This is a genomic window from Ectopseudomonas oleovorans (assembly GCF_003052605.1).
Lineage (GTDB): Bacteria > Pseudomonadota > Gammaproteobacteria > Pseudomonadales > Pseudomonadaceae > Aquipseudomonas > Aquipseudomonas oleovorans_A.
Window position 1 is genome coordinate 61,649 of the sequence record NZ_QASO01000049.1, and the last position, 17,548, is coordinate 79,196.

A 17,548-nucleotide genomic window follows, 5' to 3' on the forward strand; every position below is an offset into this window, starting at 1 on the left:
CCATGACCGATAGTTTCCGCCATATCACCGTGCTGCTCGACGAAGCCGTCGAGGGGCTGGCTGTGCGCGCGGATGGCTGCTACGTGGATGGCACCTTCGGGCGTGGCGGACACAGCCGGCTGATCCTGCAGAAGCTCGGGCCAGGCGGGCGGTTGTTGGGGTTCGACAAGGATCCCCTGGCGATAGCCACCGGGGAAGCATTGGCGGCCGAAGACGGCCGCTTTGTCGTTGTGCAGCGCAGTTTTGCGGAACTTGGCGATGAGGCTGTTGTCCGCGGCATTTCCGGTCGGGTCTCCGGCATTCTGCTGGATCTTGGTGTGTCCTCGCCGCAACTGGACGACCCCGAGCGTGGCTTCAGCTTCCTCAATGACGGCCCGCTGGACATGCGCATGAATCCTGATGCCGGCGTGAGTGCCGCTGACTGGATTGCCTCGGCGGACGAAGATGAAATCGCCCGGGTGATGAAGGATTACGGCGAAGAGCGTTTCGCCAAGCGTATGGCGCGCGCCGTGGTGCAGCGCCGTGCCGAGCAGCCTTTTACTCGCACCGCTGATCTGGCCAAGGTGCTGACCGAGGCCAACCCGGCCTGGGAAAAGGGCAAGAATCCGGCGACCCGTGCTTTCCAGGGTATTCGCATCTTTATCAATAACGAGCTGGGTGATCTCGAGCGCGGCCTTGAAGCGGCGTTGGAGGCGCTTGAGGTGGGTGGTCGCCTGGTGGTGATCAGCTTCCATTCGCTGGAAGATCGTATCGTCAAGCAGTTCATGAAGCGTCAGGCCAAGGGCGAGGCAGACAAGCTGCCACGTGACCTGCCGATCATCCCGAAAGCCTTCGAGCCGCGCCTGAAGCTGATTGGCAAGCCGGTCTACGCTGGCGCCGCTGAACTCAAGGCCAATCCGCGCTCGCGCAGCGCGGTGATGCGCATCGCGGAGAAGTTGCGGTGAGCCGTCGGCTGATCAAATCCATGCCCAGCGGCAGCTTTCTGATGCTGCTGCTGTTCATTGCCATTGTGGTTTCTGCGCTGGCGGTGTCCTACAGCGCGCACTGGAACCGTCAGCTGCTCAATGAGCTGTACGGCGAGCTGAGCGTGCGCGACAAGGCGCAGGCCGAGTGGGGTCGGTTGATTCTCGAGCAGAGCACCTGGACCGCGCACAATCGCATCGAAGCGTTGGCCAGCGAGCAGCTGAAAATGCACATCCCCGACCCGGCCGCCGTGCGCATGGTGCGTCCATGATCGGCCTCGAAGGCGCACTCTATCCCTGGCGCTTCCGCCTGGTGCTGGTGCTGCTGGCGCTGATGGTCGGCGCCATTGCCTGGCGCATGCTCGATTTGCAGGTGCTCGACCATGACTTCCTCAAGGCCCACGGTGATGCGCGTAGCGTGCGGCATATCCCGATTCCTGCGCACCGTGGCCTGATCACCGACCGCAATGGCGAGCCGCTGGCCGTCAGCACGCCGGTCACTACGCTGTGGGCCAGTGGCAAGGAGCTGCAGGCGGGGCGTCAGCAGTGGCCGGCACTGGCTGCGGCGCTCGGCCAGGATCCCGCCAGCTTCGCCGCACGCCTGGAGCAGAACAAGGAACGCGAGTTCATGTATCTGGTGCGTGGTCTGACCCCCGACAAGGGGCAGAGCGTGCTGGATCTCAAGGTGCCGGGCGTTTATGCCATCGAAGAATTCCGTCGTTTCTATCCGGCCGGCGAAGTGGCGGCCCATGTGGTGGGCTTCACCGACATCGACGACCGCGGTCGCGAAGGTATGGAGCTGGCCTATGAAGACTGGCTGGCCGGCGTGCCGGGCAAGCGCCAGGTGCTCAAGGATCGGCGTGGCAAGCTGATCAAGGATGTACAGGTTGCGCAGAACGCCAAGGCCGGCAAGGCCTTGGCGTTGTCCATTGATCTGCGCCTGCAGTACCTGGCTCATCGCGAGCTGCGCAATGCGCTGTTGGAGAACGATGCCAAGGCCGGCAGCCTGGTGATGGTCGACGTGAAGACCGGCGAGGTGCTGGCGATGGTCAATCATCCCACCTACAACCCGAACAACCGTCGCAGCCTGACCCCAGCGGCCATGCGCAACCGTGCCATGATCGACGTATTCGAGCCGGGTTCGACCATCAAGCCGCTGTCAATGGCTGCTGCGCTGGAGACCGGACGCTGGAAGCCCAGCGATATCGTTCAGGTCGGCAACGGTACGCTGCAGATTGGCCGTTACAGCATTCGCGACGTATCCCGTACGCAAGGTCCCGCGCTGGATCTGACCGGCATTCTGATCAACTCCAGCAACGTCGGCATGAGCAAGATCGCTTTTGACGTAGGCGGAGAGAGCATCTACCACGTCCTGAGCAATCTGGGTTTCGGGCGTGACACCGGTCTCGGCTTCCCGGGCGAGCGGGTTGGCAATCTGCCCAACCATCGTCAGTGGCGACAGGCGGAAACCGCCACGCTGTCCTACGGCTACGGCCTCTCGGTGACTGCCGTGCAGCTGGCGCATGCCTATGCGGCGCTGGCCAACGGCGGCGGCATGACGCCGCTGTCGATGATTCGTGTGGACAGCAAGCCGGGCGCCATGCAGGTCATGTCAGCCGATGTAGCCAAGACCCTGCAGGGCATGCTGCAGCAGGTGGTCGAGGCGCCGCGCGGGGTGTTCCGCGCGCAGGTGCCGGGTTACCACGTCGCTGGCAAGAGTGGCACCGCGCGCAAGACCAATGCCGGAGCTAAGGGCTACCAGACCAACTCCTATCGCTCGTTGTTCGCCGGTTTCGCCCCGGCGCAGGATCCGCGTATCGCGTTGGTGGTAGTGATCGACGAGCCGGGCAAGGGGGCCTACTACGGCGGCCTGATTTCCGCACCGGTGTTCAGCCGGGTGATGGCCGGCTCGCTGCGTTTGATGAATATCGCGCCTGACAATCTGCCGCCGCCCGAGCAGAAGATGGCTGTCGTTGGCCAGGGAGGGCGTAACTGATGCCCATGCCGCTCAATCAACTGTTGCCCGCTGCCGAGAGCAGCGTGCTGATTCGGGAACTGACTCTGGACAGCCGCAAGGTGCGTCCGGGTGATCTGTTCCTGGCCGTGCCGGGTACCCAGCAGGACGGTCGTGTACATATCGCCGATGCCGTGGCCCGTGGCGCTGCGGCGGTGGCCTTTGAGGCCGAAGGCGCTGCAGCCATGCATGCGGGGAGTGCTGTGCTGGTTCCGGTCAAGGGGCTGGCCGGCCAGCTTTCAGCCATTGCCGGGCGCTTCTACGGTGAGCCAAGCCGCGCGATGCATCTGATCGGTGTCACCGGCACCAACGGCAAGACCAGTGTCAGCCAGTTACTGGCGCAGGCACTGGATCTGCTCGGCCAGCGCTGCGGTATCGTCGGCACATTGGGTAATGGCTTCCACGGTGCCCTGGAGCAGGGCAAGCACACCACGCCTGATCCGGTCGGGGTGCAGGCCACCCTGGCCTCGCTCAAACAGGCCGGTGCGCGCGCCGTGGCCATGGAGGTGTCCTCCCATGGCTTGGATCAGGGGCGTGTCGCCGCCCTGGAGTTCGACGTGGCGGTGTTCACTAACCTGTCGCGCGATCACCTCGATTACCACGGCAGCATGCAGGCCTATGGCGCAGCCAAGGCCAAGCTGTTCGCCTGGCCGAACCTGCGTTGCCGAGTGATCAACCTCGATGATGCCTTTGGTTGTGAGCTAGCCGCGCAAACGCACGAGTCACGCCTGATCGGCTATAGCCTCAGCGATGCCAGCGCCTTCGTTTATTGCAGCGAAGCACACTTCGACGATCACGGCGTGCGTGCACGCCTGGTAACACCGCGCGGCGAAGGCATGCTGCGCAGCAATCTGCTCGGTCGTTTCAACCTGAGCAACCTGCTGGCGGTGGTCGGCGCGCTGCTGGGGCTGGACTACGGCCTCGACGAGATTCTCAAGGTCTTGCCGCAACTGCAGGGGCCAGCGGGCCGCATGCAGCGTCTCGGTGGCGGCGACAAGCCACTGGTGGTGGTCGACTACGCGCACACCCCGGATGCGCTGGAGAAAGTGCTCGAAGCCATGCGTCCGCACGTCGAAGGGCGTCTGGTCTGCCTGTTCGGTTGCGGTGGTGATCGTGACCGCGGCAAGCGCCCGCTGATGGCCGCAGTTGCCGAGCGCCTGGCCGATGCGGTGTGGGTGACCGATGACAATCCGCGTACGGAAGAGCCGGCACAGATCGTTGCCGATATTCGCGCTGGTTTCAAAGCGCCGGAGCAGGTGCAGTTCATTCACGGCCGTGGCGATGCCATCGCGCGGCTGATTGCCCAGGCTGAAGCCGCCGATGTGCTGGTACTGGCTGGCAAGGGGCACGAGGATTATCAGGAAATCATGGGCGTGCGTCAGCCGTTCTCCGATCTGATCGAAGCGAACAAGGCCCTGGCGGCCTGGGAGGCAGCGCATGCTTAAGCCCTGGTTGCTCAGCGACGTCGCCACCGACCTGAACGCTCGCGTGATTGGCGGCGATGTAGCGTTCTCCGCCGTTGGCACCGACAGCCGCACCATCGCTGCGGGTCAGCTTTTCGTGGCACTGACCGGCCCGCGCTTCGACGGCCATGATTATCTGGCCGACGTCGCCGTCAAGGGTGCAGTCGCCGCGTTGGTCGAGCGTGAGGTGGCGAATGCAGCGTTGCCGCAATTGCTGGTGGCCGACACGCGTCTGGCGCTCGGTCAACTGGGTGCGCTGAACCGCCAGGCCTTTACCGGCCCGCTGGCTGCCGTGACCGGTTCCAGTGGCAAGACCAGCGTCAAGGAAATGCTCGCGTCCATTCTGCGTGCCGGCCTCGGCGGCGCGGTTCTGGCCACTCGTGGCAATCTCAATAACGACCTCGGTGCGCCACTGACCCTGCTGGAGCTGGCGCCGGAGCATCGCGCCGGGGTGATCGAGCTGGGCGCCAACCATGTCGGCGAGATCGCCTACACCGTCAGCCTGACCCGGCCGCAGGTGGCGATCATCACCAATGCCGGCAATGCCCATGTCGGTGAGTTCGGCGGCCCGGAGAAAATCATCGAAGCCAAGGGCGAGATTCTCGAAGGCCTGCCGAACGATGGCGTGGCCGTGCTCAATCTGGATGACAAGGCTTTTATCACCTGGCAGCGCCGCGCTGCCGGGCGCAAGGTGCTGAGCTTCGCCCTGCGCGACACCCGTGCCGATTTCCATGGCAGCGATCTGGCTCGTGATGCGCGCGGTTGTCAGGGGTTCACCCTGCGCAGCCCGCTTGGCAGTGCGCACATCCAGCTCAATCTGCTCGGTGAGCACAACGTCGCCAATGCCCTGGCGGCCTGCGCTGCCGCTCATGCGCTGGGCATATCGCTGGGTGCCATGGCCGAAGGCTTGCAAAATCTGCAACCGGTCAAGGGCCGTGCTGTCGCGCAACTGGCGCCAAATGGCGTGCGGGTGATCGATGACAGTTACAACGCCAACCCTGTAGCCATGTGCGCTGCGGTGGATATACTCGCCGGCTTTTCCGGGCGCACCGTTCTGGTGCTCGGAGACATGGGCGAGTTGGGCGAGTGGGCCGAGCAGGGCCATCGCGATGTCGGTCGGCATGCCGCTGGCAAAGTCGACGCACTGTATGCCGTTGGCCCGCTGATGCGCTTCGCAGTCGAGGAGTTTGGCGCCAAAGGGCGTCATTTCGCCGACCACGCCGAGCTGATCGAAACGCTTCGCGCCGAACAGGCCGGCAGCACACTACTAATCAAGGGTTCACGCAGCGCAGCCATGGACAAGGTCGTGGCAGCGCTGTGCGACGTAGCTGGGGAGAATCACTAAATGCTGCTGCTGCTGGCGGAGTACCTGCAACAGTTCCACAAGGGCTTCGCGGTCTTTCAGTACCTGACCCTGCGCGGCATCCTCGGCGTGCTGACCGCCCTGGCGCTGTCGCTGTGGCTCGGCCCGTGGATGATCCGCACCCTGCAGGTGCGTCAGATCGGCCAGGCCGTGCGCAACGATGGCCCGCAATCGCACCTGTCGAAGAAGGGCACGCCGACCATGGGCGGTGCGCTGATTCTGACCGCCATCGCCGTCAGCACCCTGCTCTGGGCTGATCTGTCCAACCGCTACGTGTGGGTGGTGCTGGCCGTGACTCTGCTGTTCGGTGCCATTGGCTGGGTCGATGACTACCGCAAGGTGATCGAGAAGAACTCGCGCGGCCTGCCGAGTCGCTGGAAATATTTCTGGCAGTCGGTGTTCGGCCTGGCGGCGGCCATCTTCCTTTATATGACGGCGCAGAGCCCGGTGGAGACCACCCTGATCGTGCCGTTGCTGAAAGACGTCGCCATTCCCCTGGGCATCGCCTTCGTGGTGCTGACCTACTTCGTCATCGTCGGCACCAGCAATGCGGTGAACCTCACTGACGGCCTCGACGGCCTGGCCATTCTGCCCACCGTCATGGTCGGCGGCGCGCTGGGTATCTTCTGTTACCTGTCGGGCAACGTGAACTTCGCCGAATACCTGCTGATTCCCTACGTGCCGGGCGCTGGCGAGCTGATCGTGTTCTGCGCCGCGCTGGTCGGTGCCGGCTTGGGCTTTCTGTGGTTCAACACCTACCCGGCGCAGGTGTTTATGGGTGACGTCGGCGCGCTGGCGCTCGGTGCCGCGCTGGGTACCATTGCGGTGATCGTTCGTCAGGAAATCGTTCTGTTCATCATGGGCGGCGTGTTCGTCATGGAAACCCTGTCGGTGATCATCCAGGTCGTCAGCTTCAAGCTGACCGGCAAGCGCGTGTTCCGCATGGCGCCGATCCACCACCATTTCGAACTCAGGGGCTGGCCTGAGCCGCGCGTGATCGTCCGTTTCTGGATCATCACCGTGATTCTCGTGCTGATCGGCCTGGCCACCCTGAAACTGAGGTAATAGAGCGTGTCATTGATTGCTTCCGACCAGTTCCGCATCGTTGTCGGCCTCGGCAAGAGCGGCATGTCCCTGGTGCGCTTCCTGGCGCAGCAGGGCGTGCGCTTTGCCGTGGCCGACACGCGCGCGAACCCGCCGGAGCTGGAGACGCTCAAGCGTGATTACCCGCAGGTGGAAGTACGTTGCGGCGAGCTGGACGTGGACTTCCTCTGCCGCGCCTCGGAACTGTACGTGAGCCCGGGCCTGGCCGTGGCCACTCCAGCGTTGGCCGCAGCGGCTGCACGCGGGGTGAAACTGTCTGGCGATATCGACCTGTTCGCCCGCCACGCCAAGGCACCGATCATCGCCATCACCGGCTCCAACGCCAAGAGCACCGTCACCACCCTGGTGGGTGAAATGGCCGCTGCCTCGGGCAAGCGCGTCGCCGTCGGCGGCAACCTTGGTACCCCGGCGCTGGATCTGTTGGCCGACGATGTCGAGCTGTACGTGCTGGAGCTGTCCAGCTTCCAACTGGAGACCACCGATCAGCTCAACGCCGAAGTGGCTACCTGCCTGAATATCAGTGAAGACCACATGGACCGTTACAGCGGTCTGCCGGCCTATCACCTGGCCAAGCATCGGATCTTCCGTGGTGCCCGTCAGGTGGTGATCAACCGCGACGACGCACTGTCGCGCCCGCTGATCGCCGACCAGGTGAGCTGCTGGGAATTCGGTCTGGGCAAACCTGATTTCAAACGCTTTGGCCTGCTCGAAGAGAATGGCGAAAAATCCCTGGCGTTTCGCTTCGAAGCGCTGCTGCCGGTGAGTGAGCTGAAAATCCGTGGCGCGCACAACCATTCCAACGCCCTGGCGGCGCTGGCGCTCGGTCATGCCGTAGGCCTGCCGATGGACGCCATGCTCGAAACCCTGCGCCAGTTCGCCGGTTTGCCGCACCGCTGCCAGTGGGTTGGCGAGCGTGCCGGGGTGAGTTACTACGACGACTCCAAGGCCACCAACGTCGGTGCCGCGCTGGCGGCCATCGATGGTCTGGGTGGCGATATTGCCGGCAAGCTGGTACTGATCGCCGGTGGCGATGGCAAGGGTGCCGACTTCTCCGCACTGAAGGCGCCGGTAGCACGCTTCTGCCGTGCCGTGGTGCTGCTCGGTCGTGATGCCGAGCGCCTGGCCGAGGCCTTGGATGATGTGGCGCCGCTGGTGCGCGTGCAAACCCTGGACGAGGCGGTGCAGCGTTGCAGCGAGCTGGCCGAGGCTGGTGATGCCGTGCTGCTGTCGCCGGCCTGCGCCAGCCTCGACATGTTCAAGAACTTCGAAGAGCGCGGGCGTCTGTTCGCCCAGGCGGTGGGAGGCTTGTCATGTTGACGGACTTCCTCCACGTTCGGCCTTCGCCGCTGCTCGGGCGCGGCTTCGATGTCGATTTCCCGATGCTAGCCGGCTGCCTCGCTCTGCTCGGCCTGGGCCTGGTGATGATCACCTCGGCTTCCTCGGAAGTGGCGGCGGCGTTTTCCGGTAATCCCCTGTACCACATGATTCGCCATCTGATTTATCTGGTCATCGGCCTGGGTGCTGCCGGTGTCGTGCTGATGATCCCGATGAGCTTCTGGCAGCGTTATGGCTGGATGCTCCTGCTGGCGGCGTTCGGTCTGCTGGTGTTGGTGCTGATCCCTGGTATTGGCCGCGAGGTCAACGGTGCGCGGCGCTGGATCGGTTTCGGCGCGTTCAACGTGCAGCCGTCGGAAATCGCCAAGGTGTTCGTCGTGGTCTACCTGGCCGGCTATCTGGTGCGCCGCCAGGAAGAGGTGCGCGAAAGCTGGATGGGCTTCTTCAAACCCTTTGTGGTGTTGCTGCCGATGTCCGGTCTGCTGCTGCTGGAGCCGGACTTCGGTGCCACCGTGGTGATGATGGGCTCGGCCATGGCCATGCTGTTCCTCGGCGGCGTCGGCATGTTGCGCTTCGGTTTGATGGTGGCGCTGGCGGTTGGCGCGGTGTTCGTCCTGGTACAGACCCAGGAGTATCGCCTGCAGCGTCTGATCACCTTTACCGACCCCTGGGCCGATCAATATGGCGCAGGTTACCAACTGACCCAGGCGCTGATTGCCTTTGGTCGCGGCGAATGGTTTGGCGTTGGCCTGGGCAACAGCATCCAGAAGCAGTTCTACCTGCCGGAAGCACACACCGACTTCGTCTTTTCGGTGCTGGCCGAGGAGCTGGGGCTGGTCGGTGCGCTGACCACTCTGGGGCTGTTCGTTTTCGTCTGCGTGCGTGGTCTGTATATCGGCCTGTGGGCGGAAAAGGCCAAGCAGTTCTTCTCCGCCTACGTCGCCTATGGCCTGTCCTTCCTGTGGATCGGCCAGTTCCTGATCAATATCGGCGTGAACACCGGCCTGCTGCCGACCAAGGGCCTGACACTGCCGTTCCTCAGCTACGGAGGCTCGTCGCTGGTGATCTGCTGCGTGAGTCTGGCGCTGCTGCTGCGTATCGAGTGGGAGCGGCGCAACATACTGGGTAACGAGGACGTGGATTTCACCGAAGCGGATTTTGCCGAGGAGGTCAGCCATGCGCGGTAATGTGCTGATCATGGCCGGCGGCACCGGTGGTCACGTATTCCCGGCGTTGGCCTGCGCACGCGAGTTCCAGGCGCGTGGTTACGCCGTGCACTGGCTGGGCACGCCGCGTGGCATCGAGAACGAGCTGGTGCCACAGGCCGGTTTGTCGCTGCATCTGATCAACGTCAGCGGCCTGCGTGGCAAGAGCAAACTGGCGCTGCTCAAGGCGCCGTTCCAGTTGCTGCGTTCGCTGCTGCAGGCGCGGCGTATCGTGCGTGAGCTGCAGCCGGTATGCGTGCTTGGCATGGGCGGTTATGTCACCGGTCCCGGCGGTCTGGCCGCGCGTATGGCGGGCGTGCCGCTGGTGATCCACGAGCAGAACGCCGTCGCCGGCACTGCCAATCGCCTGTTGTCGCGTATCGCCAATCGTATCTGCGAGGCCTTCCCGAACACCTTCGCAGCGACTGACAAGCGACGCACCACCGGTAACCCCGTGCGTGAAGAGCTGTTCCTGGAAACGCCGCGTGAGCCGCTGGCCGGGCGCAAACCGAAATTGCTGGTGCTGGGCGGCAGCCTGGGCGCCGAGCCGCTGAACAAATTGCTGCCGGCCGCGCTGGAGAAAATCCCTGCCGACCTACGTCCGCAGGTGTTCCACCAGGCCGGTAAACAACATGCCGACATCACTGCGGAGCGTTATCGCGATGCCGCGGTCGAAGCCGAGGTCGCGCCGTTCATCAAGGATATGGCGCGTGCTTATGGCTGGGCCGATCTGGTGGTTTGCCGTGCCGGCGCGCTGACCGTCAGCGAGCTGGCCGCAGCGGGGCTGCCGTCGTTTCTAGTGCCACTGCCGCACGCCATCGACGACCACCAGAGCCGCAATGCCGAATATCTGGCGAAGGAGGGCGCCGCCGTCCTTCTCCCGCAACATGCCACTGACGCGGACACGCTTGCCGCGCAGCTCACCGAGGTTCTGATGCACCTGGAAAAACTCAATGTCATGGGCGCCACCGCGCGTCGCCTGGCCAAGCCCGATGCCACCCGCACGGTGGTCGATATCTGCCAGGAGGTGATGCGTGGCTAAGTCTCCCGCTGCGGTCAAGGCAGAAGTGCGGCGCATGCGCCGTATCCGCCGCATCCATTTCGTCGGGATTGGTGGTGTGGGCATGTGCGGCATCGCCGAGGTGCTGCTGAACCTGGGTTATGAAGTATCCGGTTCCGACCTCAAGGCTTCGGCCGTCACCGAGCGCCTGAAGAGTTTCGGCGCGCAGATCTTCATCGGTCACGCTGCCGAGAACGCCGAGCAAGCCGACGTGCTGGTGGTATCCAGCGCCGTCAACACCAGCAACCCGGAGGTCGCCACAGCCCTGGAGCGCCGCATTCCGGTGGTGCCGCGTGCCGAGATGCTCGCCGAACTGATGCGCTACCGCCACGGCATCGCGGTGGCCGGCACCCATGGCAAGACCACCACCACCAGCCTGCTGGCCTCAGTGTTCGCCGCCGGCGGTCTCGATCCGACCTTCGTCATCGGTGGCCGCCTGAACGCTGCCGGCACCAATGCCCAGCTCGGTTCCAGCCGCTTCCTGATCGCCGAAGCCGACGAGAGCGACGCCAGCTTCCTGCACCTGCAGCCGATGGTCTCGGTGGTCACCAATATCGACGCCGACCACATGAGCACCTATGGCGGCGACTTCAACAGGCTGAAGAAGACCTTCATCGAGTTCCTGCACAACCTGCCGTTCTACGGCCTGGCCGTGCTCTGCGTGGATGATCCGGTGGTGCGCGAGCTGCTGCCGCAGATTGGTCGTCCGACCGTGACCTACGGCTTTGCCGAAGATGCCGACGTGCGCGCGATCAATGTGCGTCAGGAAGGCATGCGCACCTACTTCACCGTGCTGCGCCCGGACTGCGAGCCGCTCGACGTGTCGGTGAACATGCCGGGCAACCACAACGTCCTCAATGCTCTGGCCACCATCGCCATCGCCACCGACGAAGGCATCGACGATGCCGCCATCGTCGCCGGGCTGTCGGGCTTCCAGGGGGTCGGCCGGCGCTTCCAGGTCTATGGCGAGCTGCCGGTGGACGGTGGCAGCGTGATGCTGGTCGACGACTATGGCCATCACCCGCGTGAAGTGGCCGCAGTGGTCAAGGCCGTGCGTGGCGGCTGGCCGGAGCGTCGTCTGGTGATGGTCTATCAGCCGCACCGCTACAGCCGTACCCGCGATCTGTACGACGACTTCGTGCAGGTGCTCGGCGATGCCAACGTGCTGCTGCTGGTAGAGGTCTACCCGGCTGGCGAAGAGCCGATTCCCGGTGCCGACAGCCGCCAGCTGTGCCACAGCATCCGTCAGCGTGGCCAGCTTGATCCGATCTACGTCGAGCGTGGCGCCGACCTGGCGCCGCTGCTCAAACCGCTGCTGCGTGCCGGCGACATCCTGCTGTGCCAGGGCGCTGGCGATATCGGCGCGGTGGCACCGCAACTGATTAAACACCCGCTGTTTGTGGGAGAGGCGAAATGAGTTTGCACAGTACCCTCGATCCCAAGGCCTTCGGCCGCGTCGCCGTGCTGTTCGGCGGCAAGAGCGCCGAGCGCGAGGTGTCGTTGAAGTCCGGCAACGCGGTGCTCAGTGCCCTGCAAGCAGGCGGTGTTGACGCCTTCGGCATCGACGTGGGTGATGATTTCCTGCCGCGCCTTGCCCGTGAGAAGATCGACCGCGCCTTTATCGTGCTGCACGGCCGTGGTGGCGAGGACGGCTCCATGCAGGGCCTGCTCGAGTGTGCCGGCATTCCTTACACCGGCAGCGGCATCCTGGCCTCGGCGCTGGCGATGGACAAGCTGCGCACCAAACAGGTCTGGCACAGCCTCGGCCTGCCGACGCCGCGCCACGCCGTGCTGACCTCGCAGGCCGACTGCGAGGCCGCTGCCACTGAGCTGGGCTTCCCGCTGATCGTCAAGCCGGCGCATGAAGGTTCCAGCATCGGCATGGCCAAGGTCGACAGCGTCGAGGCGCTGATCGCTGCCTGGCAGGACGCCGCGCGCTACGACAGCCAGGTGCTGGTCGAGCAGTGGATCGCCGGCCCCGAATACACCATTGCCGTGCTGCGTGGCCAGGTGCTGCCACCGATTGGCCTGGGCACCCCGCACACCTTTTACGACTACGACGCCAAGTACCTGGCCGATGACACCCAGTACCGCATTCCCTGTGGCCTGTCGGCCGAGAAAGAGGCGGAACTGAAAGAGCTGACCGCGCGTGCCTGCGAGGCCGTGGGCACTCAGGGTTGGGCGCGTGCCGACGTGATGCAGGATGCCAGCGGCCAGTTCTGGCTGTTGGAAGTGAACACCGTACCGGGCATGACCGACCACAGCCTGGTACCAATGGCTGCGCGTGCTGCCGGTCTGGATTTCCAGCAACTGGTGCTGGCGATCCTGGCTGACAGCGTCGAGGCGAGGGGTTAAGCGATGAGCATCGCTCTGCGTCATCAGGACTCGCTGAGGGCTCCGCAACGCGGCAAGCCCGCGCCGCGTGGCGCCAGCCGTCTGGTGGCCAAGGAGCCGATGCGTCTGCGCATGCCCAAGGCGGATTTCTCCTGGGTGGGACGGCTGCTCTGGCCGCTGCTGCTGGTTGGTCTGGGCTTTGGCGCCTACGAGGGGGCGTTGCGTCTGCTGCCCTACGCCGACCGCCCGATCGCGCGCATCAGCGTGCAGGGTGATCTGGCTTATGTCAGTCAGCAGGCGGTGCAGCGGCGGATCGCGCCGTATATCGAGGCGAGCTTCTTCAGCGCCGATCTGCGCGGCATGCGCGAGGAGCTCGAGCGCATGCCCTGGATCGCCCATGCCGAAGTGCGTCGTGTCTGGCCGGATCAGATCGACGTGCGTCTGGAGGAACAACTGCCCATCGCCCGTTGGGGCGACGAGGCGCTGCTCAACAATCAGGGTCAGGCGTTTGCGCCGCAGGAACTGGACAACTATCAGCATCTGCCGCAGCTGTCCGGCCCGAAGCGGGCGCAGCCGAAGGTGATGCAGCAGTACCAGATGCTCAGCCAGTTGCTGCGGCCGATGGGCTTTACCGTGGTCGGGCTGCAGTTGCGCGAACGCGGCAGCTGGTTTCTCTCGGCTACCGAGAACACCAGCGGCCAGCGCATCGACATCCTGCTGGGACGTGATCACGTGGTGGAAAAAATGCGTCGTTTCGCCGCCATCTATGAGCGGGAACTGAAAGAACAGAGCGCGAACATCGCGCGCATCGACCTGCGTTATGCCAACGGCCTGGCCGTGGCCTGGCGTGAGCCGGTGGAGCCGGCTGCGGCCGAGCAGAAAGTGAATTGAGGAGAGGCTGGACTAATGAATAGCGCGCAGAGCGGCAAGATGATCGTTGGCCTGGACATCGGCACCTCCAAGGTGGTGGCGCTGGTGGGCGAGGTGACGGCCGACGGCCAGCTGGAAATCGTCGGTATCGGCACCCATCCGTCGCGCGGGCTGAAGAAGGGCGTGGTGGTCAATATCGAGTCCACCGTGGCCTCGATCCAGCGCGCCGTTGAAGAAGCCCAGCTGATGGCCGGCTGCCGCATCCATTCGGCTTTCGTCGGCCTCGCCGGCAATCACATCCGCAGTCTCAACAGTCACGGTATCGTCGCCATCCGTGATCGTGAAGTGAGCCCGGCCGACATTGAGCGCGTGCTCGACGCCGCGCAGGCCGTGGCGATTCCCGCGGACCAGCGCGTGCTGCACACCCTGGCCCAGGATTACGTGATCGATAACCAGGAAGGTGTGCGCGAGCCGCTGGGCATGTCCGGCGTGCGCCTGGAGGCCAAGGTGCACGTGGTCACCTGCGCCGTGAATGCCGCACAGAACATCGAGAAGTGCGTGCGCCGCTGCGGTCTGGAAGTCGACGACATCATCCTCGAGCAGCTTGCATCCGCTTATTCGGTACTGACCGAGGACGAGAAGGAACTGGGCGTGTGCCTGGTGGACATCGGCGGCGGCACCACCGATATCGCCATCTTCACCGAAGGCGCGATTCGTCACACCGCGGTGATCCCGATTGCCGGTGACCAGGTCACCAACGACATCGCCATGGCCCTGCGTACGCCGACCCAGTACGCCGAGGAAATCAAGATTCGCTACGCCTGCGCCCTGGCCAAGCTGGCCGGTGCCGGCGAAACCATCAAGGTGCCGAGCGTCGGTGATCGCCCGCCACGTGACCTCTCGCGTCAGTCCCTGGCTGAAGTGGTCGAGCCGCGTTACGACGAGCTGTTCACCCTGGTGCAGGCCGAGCTGCGCCGCAGCGGCTACGAAGACCTGATTCCGGCGGGCATCGTCATGACCGGCGGTACGGCGAAGATGGAAGGCGCGGTGGAACTGGCCGAGGAAATTTTCCACATGCCGGTTCGACTGGGCGTACCGCACAGCGTCAAGGGCATGGGCGACGTCGTGCGCAACCCGATTTATTCCACCGGTGTGGGGCTGCTGATGTACGGGCTGCAGAAGCAGAGCGATGGCATTTCCATGTCGGTGGGCAGTCCTTATCAGGACGAGAGCAAACCCCCGGTACTCGAACGCATCAAGCGTTGGGTGCAAGGCAATTTCTAAATTTGCAGTAGGCGTTACAACTAGAAAGGAAGGAGAGGGATCATGTTCGAACTAGTAGATAACATTCCGCAAAGCGCGGTTATCAAAGTAATCGGTGTCGGTGGTGGCGGCGGTAACGCTGTCAATCACATGGCGGTCAGCAACATTGAGGGTGTCGAGTTCATCTGCGCCAACACCGATGCGCAGGCGCTGAAGAACATCGGCGCACGTACCGTGCTGCAGCTCGGCCCGGGCGTGACCAAAGGCCTGGGTGCTGGCGCCAATCCGGAAGTCGGTCGTCAGGCCGCGCTGGAAGATCGCGAGCGCATCGCTGAAGTGCTGCAAGGCACCGACATGGTGTTCATCACCACCGGCATGGGTGGCGGTACTGGTACCGGTGCTGCGCCGGTGATCGCCGAGGTGGCCAAGGAGCTGGGCATCCTCACCGTGGCCGTGGTCACCCGCCCGTTCCCGTTCGAAGGCAAGAAGCGCATGGTCATCGCCGATGAAGGCATTCGCGCGCTGTCCGAGAGCGTCGACTCGCTGATCACCATTCCCAACGAAAAACTGCTGACCATCCTCGGCAAGGACGCCAGCCTGCTGTCCGCCTTCGCCAAGGCTGACGACGTGCTGGCCGGTGCCGTGCGCGGTATCTCCGATATCATCAAGCGTCCGGGCATGATCAACGTCGACTTCGCCGACGTGAAAACCGTGATGAGCGAAATGGGCATGGCGATGATGGGCACTGGCTGTGCCAGCGGTCCGAACCGTGCGCGTGAAGCCACCGAAGCGGCCATCCGCAACCCGCTGCTGGAAGACGTCAATCTGCAGGGCGCTCGCGGCATCCTGGTGAATATCACCGCCGGTCCTGACCTGTCCCTGGGCGAGTACTCCGACGTGGGTAGCATCATCGAGCAGTTCGCTTCCGAGCACGCCACCGTCAAGGTCGGCACCGTGATCGACGCCGACATGCGCGACGAACTGCACGTCACCGTGGTCGCTACCGGCCTCGGCGCGCGCATGGAGAAGCCGGTCAAGGTGGTCGACAACACCGTTCAGGTCGCCGTCAGCCAGCCGGTTGCCCAGCAGCCTGCCGCGCAGCCGCGCAGCGAGCAGTCGGTCAACTACAAGGACTACGAGCGTCCGACTGTGCAGCGCCAGAGCCACGGTGGCGCCGCCACTGCAGCCAAGCTCAATACTCAGGATGATCTCGATTACCTGGATATCCCGGCTTTCCTGCGTCGCCAGGCTGATTGATGGAATTTATCAGGAGCATATGGGTGATTGGTGTTCAGCAAAGGTCGGTTCTGCTATTATTTCCGGCCATTGTTGAAAACAATTCGCAACTAGCGATATAGCGGCCAAGCCATGATCAGACAACGCACCCTGAAAAACATCATCCGTGCCACCGGCGTTGGCCTGCATTCGGGGGAGAAGGTTTACCTGACCCTGAAGCCGGCTCCGGTGGATACCGGTATCGTGTTTCGTCGTACCGACCTCGACCCCGTGGTGGAAATCCGCGCACTGGCCGGGAATGTCGGTGAAACCACCATGTCGACCACATTGATCAATGGTGATGTCAAGGTGGATACGGTAGAGCATCTGCTTTCGGCCATGGCAGGCCTGGGCATCGATAACGCCTACGTCGAGCTCTCCGCGTCCGAAGTACCGATCATGGATGGCAGTGCTGGTCCCTTTGTGTTCCTGATTCAATCCGCTGGCCTGCAGGAGCAGGAAGCGCCGAAGAAGTTCATCCGCATCCTGCGTGAGGTGACTGTGGAGGAGGGCGATAAGCGCGCTACCTTCGTGCCTTTCGACGGTTTCAAGGTGAGCTTCGAGATCGATTTCGATCACCCCGTGTTCCGCAATCGCACGCAGAGCGCCAGTGTGGATTTCTCCAGTACGTCTTTCGTCAAGGAAGTCAGCCGGGCCCGCACCTTCGGTTTCATGCGTGACATCGAGTTCCTGCGTTCGCAGAACCTGGCGCTCGGTGGCAGTGTGGAGAACGCCATCGTGGTCGACGAACATCGTGTGCTCAATGAAGACGGCCTGCGTTACGAGGACGAATTCGTCAAACACAAGATTCTCGATGCCATCGGTGACCTGTACCTGCTGGGTAACAGCCTGATCGGCGAGTTCAAGGGCCTCAAGTCTGGTCACGCGCTCAACAATCGTTTGCTGCGCACGTTGATTGAGCAGACTGATGCCTGGGAAATGGTGACCTTCGAGGACGCCAAGCTCGCACCGATCTCTTACATGCGCCCTGTCGCGGCGGTGTAAGCGCACTCTCTTTCCAGCTTCAATTGAGGCCACCTTCGGGTGGCCTTTTTTATGGTGCGCCAGGCATGGCGCGTAGCGCCGTGACTGGCGCTGTCGGGTTCACTGTGGTGGTGAGCCTGGCGACTTGGAGGTGAAAGTCCTCTACACACCCGGCAAGGGGAAGTGTTAGCTGAAGGCAAGGGTGTCGCGGGCGACTGCGAATCTGAAGGAAGCCCGAGGCAAAATGCTGGCCTGACGAACAGGAAGCGGATGAGGCGGCGCAGCGGGGTGAGGTGGCCATAATCGCCAAAGCCCG

The 17,548-nt window shown here is 63.6% G+C and carries 15 protein-coding genes; all 15 read left to right on the forward strand.

Features of this window, described 5'->3' with window-relative positions:
- Positions 1-2 precede the first annotated feature (2 nt).
- The 15 genes from rsmH (at position 3) to lpxC (ending at position 17,253) form a co-directional block, all read left to right on the forward strand.
- The gene (rsmH, locus tag DBO86_RS09490; RefSeq protein ID WP_108233544.1) at positions 3-944 is read left to right on the forward strand and encodes a 16S rRNA (cytosine(1402)-N(4))-methyltransferase RsmH; all 942 of its coding nucleotides are present in this window, start codon (positions 3-5) and stop codon (positions 942-944) included.
- Positions 941-1,234 (forward strand): cell division protein FtsL, encoded by a 294-nt coding sequence (gene ftsL / locus DBO86_RS09495; protein WP_108233545.1) that lies wholly within the window; start codon positions 941-943, stop codon positions 1,232-1,234. Before rsmH ends, ftsL begins: the two co-directional genes overlap by 4 nt.
- The gene (locus DBO86_RS09500) at positions 1,231-2,958 is read left to right on the forward strand and encodes a peptidoglycan D,D-transpeptidase FtsI family protein (RefSeq protein WP_108233546.1); all 1,728 of its coding nucleotides are present in this window, start codon (positions 1,231-1,233) and stop codon (positions 2,956-2,958) included. Before ftsL ends, DBO86_RS09500 begins: the two co-directional genes overlap by 4 nt.
- A complete protein-coding gene (locus DBO86_RS09505; protein ID WP_108233547.1) occupies positions 2,958-4,421 on the forward strand; it encodes a UDP-N-acetylmuramoyl-L-alanyl-D-glutamate--2,6-diaminopimelate ligase in 1,464 nt (487 codons plus the stop codon). Before DBO86_RS09500 ends, DBO86_RS09505 begins: the two co-directional genes overlap by 1 nt.
- On the forward strand, positions 4,414-5,784 hold the full coding sequence (locus DBO86_RS09510; protein WP_108233548.1) for a UDP-N-acetylmuramoyl-tripeptide--D-alanyl-D-alanine ligase: 1,371 nt from the start codon (positions 4,414-4,416) through the stop codon (positions 5,782-5,784). The genes DBO86_RS09505 and DBO86_RS09510 overlap by 8 nt, the downstream gene beginning before the upstream one ends.
- Positions 5,785-6,867 carry a phospho-N-acetylmuramoyl-pentapeptide-transferase gene (mraY, locus tag DBO86_RS09515; RefSeq protein WP_003459322.1) on the forward strand — a complete coding sequence of 361 codons (1,083 nt, stop codon included), beginning with the start codon at positions 5,785-5,787 and terminating at the stop codon, positions 6,865-6,867.
- Between the two features lie 6 nt (positions 6,868-6,873).
- Complete coding sequence (gene murD, locus DBO86_RS09520; RefSeq protein ID WP_108233549.1) at positions 6,874-8,223, forward strand: UDP-N-acetylmuramoyl-L-alanine--D-glutamate ligase; 1,350 nt, start codon at positions 6,874-6,876, stop codon at positions 8,221-8,223.
- Positions 8,217-9,428 carry a putative lipid II flippase FtsW gene (gene ftsW / locus DBO86_RS09525; protein WP_108233550.1) on the forward strand — a complete coding sequence of 404 codons (1,212 nt, stop codon included), beginning with the start codon at positions 8,217-8,219 and terminating at the stop codon, positions 9,426-9,428. The genes murD and ftsW overlap by 7 nt, the downstream gene beginning before the upstream one ends.
- Positions 9,418-10,488: an undecaprenyldiphospho-muramoylpentapeptide beta-N-acetylglucosaminyltransferase gene (gene murG / locus DBO86_RS09530; RefSeq protein ID WP_108233551.1), complete on the forward strand. Its 1,071-nt coding sequence runs from the start codon at positions 9,418-9,420 to the stop codon at positions 10,486-10,488. Before ftsW ends, murG begins: the two co-directional genes overlap by 11 nt.
- 34 nt (positions 10,489-10,522) lie before the next feature.
- On the forward strand, positions 10,523-11,923 hold the full coding sequence (gene murC / locus DBO86_RS09535; RefSeq protein WP_242444959.1) for a UDP-N-acetylmuramate--L-alanine ligase: 1,401 nt from the start codon (positions 10,523-10,525) through the stop codon (positions 11,921-11,923).
- On the forward strand, positions 11,920-12,861 hold the full coding sequence (locus DBO86_RS09540) for a D-alanine--D-alanine ligase (protein WP_108233552.1): 942 nt from the start codon (positions 11,920-11,922) through the stop codon (positions 12,859-12,861). Before murC ends, DBO86_RS09540 begins: the two co-directional genes overlap by 4 nt.
- Before the next feature lie 3 nt (positions 12,862-12,864).
- Complete coding sequence (locus DBO86_RS09545; protein ID WP_108233553.1) at positions 12,865-13,731, forward strand: cell division protein FtsQ/DivIB; 867 nt, start codon at positions 12,865-12,867, stop codon at positions 13,729-13,731.
- Between the two features lie 15 nt (positions 13,732-13,746).
- Positions 13,747-14,994, forward strand: coding sequence for a cell division protein FtsA (ftsA, locus tag DBO86_RS09550; protein WP_108233554.1), 1,248 nt, complete (start codon positions 13,747-13,749; stop codon positions 14,992-14,994).
- Between the two features lie 42 nt (positions 14,995-15,036).
- Positions 15,037-16,230 carry a cell division protein FtsZ gene (gene ftsZ / locus DBO86_RS09555; RefSeq protein ID WP_084341757.1) on the forward strand — a complete coding sequence of 398 codons (1,194 nt, stop codon included), beginning with the start codon at positions 15,037-15,039 and terminating at the stop codon, positions 16,228-16,230.
- 111 nt (positions 16,231-16,341) lie between these two features.
- Positions 16,342-17,253, forward strand: a complete 912-nt coding sequence (gene lpxC, locus DBO86_RS09560; RefSeq protein ID WP_108233555.1) for a UDP-3-O-acyl-N-acetylglucosamine deacetylase — start codon at positions 16,342-16,344, stop codon at positions 17,251-17,253.
- Positions 17,254-17,548 lie beyond the last annotated feature (295 nt).

What these genes read in the sequence shown, in the direction of transcription:
- murG (WP_108233551.1), top strand. Translation starts at nt 9,418, where the DNA reads ATGCGCGGTAATGTGCTGATCATGGCCGGCGGCACCGGTGGTCACGTA.
- ftsA (WP_108233554.1), top strand. Translation starts at nt 13,747, where the DNA reads ATGAATAGCGCGCAGAGCGGCAAGATGATCGTTGGCCTGGACATCGGC.
- DBO86_RS09510 (WP_108233548.1), top strand. Translation starts at nt 4,414, where the DNA reads ATGCTTAAGCCCTGGTTGCTCAGCGACGTCGCCACCGACCTGAACGCT.
- ftsZ (WP_084341757.1), top strand. Translation starts at nt 15,037, where the DNA reads ATGTTCGAACTAGTAGATAACATTCCGCAAAGCGCGGTTATCAAAGTA.
- DBO86_RS09500 (WP_108233546.1), top strand. Translation starts at nt 1,231, where the DNA reads ATGATCGGCCTCGAAGGCGCACTCTATCCCTGGCGCTTCCGCCTGGTG.
- DBO86_RS09505 (WP_108233547.1), top strand. Translation starts at nt 2,958, where the DNA reads ATGCCCATGCCGCTCAATCAACTGTTGCCCGCTGCCGAGAGCAGCGTG.
- rsmH (WP_108233544.1), top strand. Translation starts at nt 3, where the DNA reads ATGACCGATAGTTTCCGCCATATCACCGTGCTGCTCGACGAAGCCGTC.
- lpxC (WP_108233555.1), top strand. Translation starts at nt 16,342, where the DNA reads ATGATCAGACAACGCACCCTGAAAAACATCATCCGTGCCACCGGCGTT.
- DBO86_RS09545 (WP_108233553.1), top strand. Translation starts at nt 12,865, where the DNA reads ATGAGCATCGCTCTGCGTCATCAGGACTCGCTGAGGGCTCCGCAACGC.
- murC (WP_242444959.1), top strand. Translation starts at nt 10,523, where the DNA reads ATGCGCCGTATCCGCCGCATCCATTTCGTCGGGATTGGTGGTGTGGGC.
- mraY (WP_003459322.1), top strand. Translation starts at nt 5,785, where the DNA reads ATGCTGCTGCTGCTGGCGGAGTACCTGCAACAGTTCCACAAGGGCTTC.
- ftsW (WP_108233550.1), top strand. Translation starts at nt 8,217, where the DNA reads ATGTTGACGGACTTCCTCCACGTTCGGCCTTCGCCGCTGCTCGGGCGC.
- DBO86_RS09540 (WP_108233552.1), top strand. Translation starts at nt 11,920, where the DNA reads ATGAGTTTGCACAGTACCCTCGATCCCAAGGCCTTCGGCCGCGTCGCC.